General features: G+C 38.7%; 1 protein-coding gene. It reads right to left on the reverse strand.

Annotation, left to right across the window (positions count from 1 at the left end):
- Positions 1–132 precede the first annotated feature (132 nt).
- On the reverse strand, positions 133–1,134 hold a 1,002-nt coding region (locus E1171_RS00985; protein ID WP_155203208.1), incomplete at its 5' end, for an acyl-CoA dehydrogenase family protein.

Consider the following 1,134-nt stretch of genomic DNA (forward strand, 5'->3'; position numbering starts at 1 on the left):
TTTATGTATAACGGGTACCTGCTTAGAGGTCAATTTTATATATGATCATTATTTCTTTTTAAAATGTAGCATTAAACATTTTTTGTCTAAAGTTTTCATGCTCGGTTATAGCAATTCTCCTAAAAGCCTTTTTTATTTTAGAATTGCTCGTGATATAACCAGTTTTTGGATCTCGGAAGTTCCTTCTCCAATTGTGCAAAGCTTGGAATCCCGATAATATTTTTCCACCGGATAATCTTTTGTATACCCATAGCCACCAAAGATCTGTACCGCTTCAGTGGAAACATTAACGGCTACTTCCGAAGCATAATATTTAGCCATTGCGGATTCCTTTTGAATCTTTTTCCCCTGATCTTTTAAAAACGCAGCTTTTTCTATTAAAAGTCTTGCGGCTTCTATCTGTGTGGACATATCAACTAGCTTGAATGAAATGGCCTGAAAATCAGATATAGGTTTATTAAATTGATGTCGTTCTTTAGAGTATTTTATGGATTCTTCCAAAGCGCCTTGCGCTATACCAAGGCTTAATGAAGCAATGGAAATCCTCCCACCATCTAAAATTTTTAATGCCTGTATAAAGCCCTGGCCAACTTTTCCAAGGATATTATCTTTGTGCACCCTACAATTATCAAAAATTAATTCGGTAGTTTCAGAAGCCCTCATGCCTAATTTGTCTTCTTTTCTGCCTGCATAAAAACCTTTTGTTCCCTTTTCAATAACAAAAGCTGTCATCCCATGAGAATCTCCAACTTCGCCGGTTCGGACAATGACAACGGCTATATTGCCCGATTTTCCATGGGTAATAAAGTTTTTGGCTCCATTAATGACCCAATAATCCCCATCCTGTTCAGCAAAAGTTCGCATATTGCCCGCATCAGATCCTGTATTGGGTTCGGTTAGGCCCCAGGCACCAATCCATTCTCCACTAGCTAATTTCGGAAGCCATTGCTGTTTTTGTTGCTCATTTCCAAATTGCAAAATATGTCCTGTACATAATGAATTATGCGCGGCTACAGACAGGCCAATAGCCCCATCTAGTTTCGATATTTCTTCCACTACCGTTACATATTCTGAATAACTTAGGCCTGCTCCTCCATATTCCTGAGGAACCAAGACCCCCATAAGACCAAGTTC

The sequence above is a fragment of the Xanthovirga aplysinae genome, from assembly GCF_009711365.1.
GTDB classification, from domain to species: domain Bacteria; phylum Bacteroidota; class Bacteroidia; order Cytophagales; family Cyclobacteriaceae; genus Xanthovirga; species Xanthovirga aplysinae.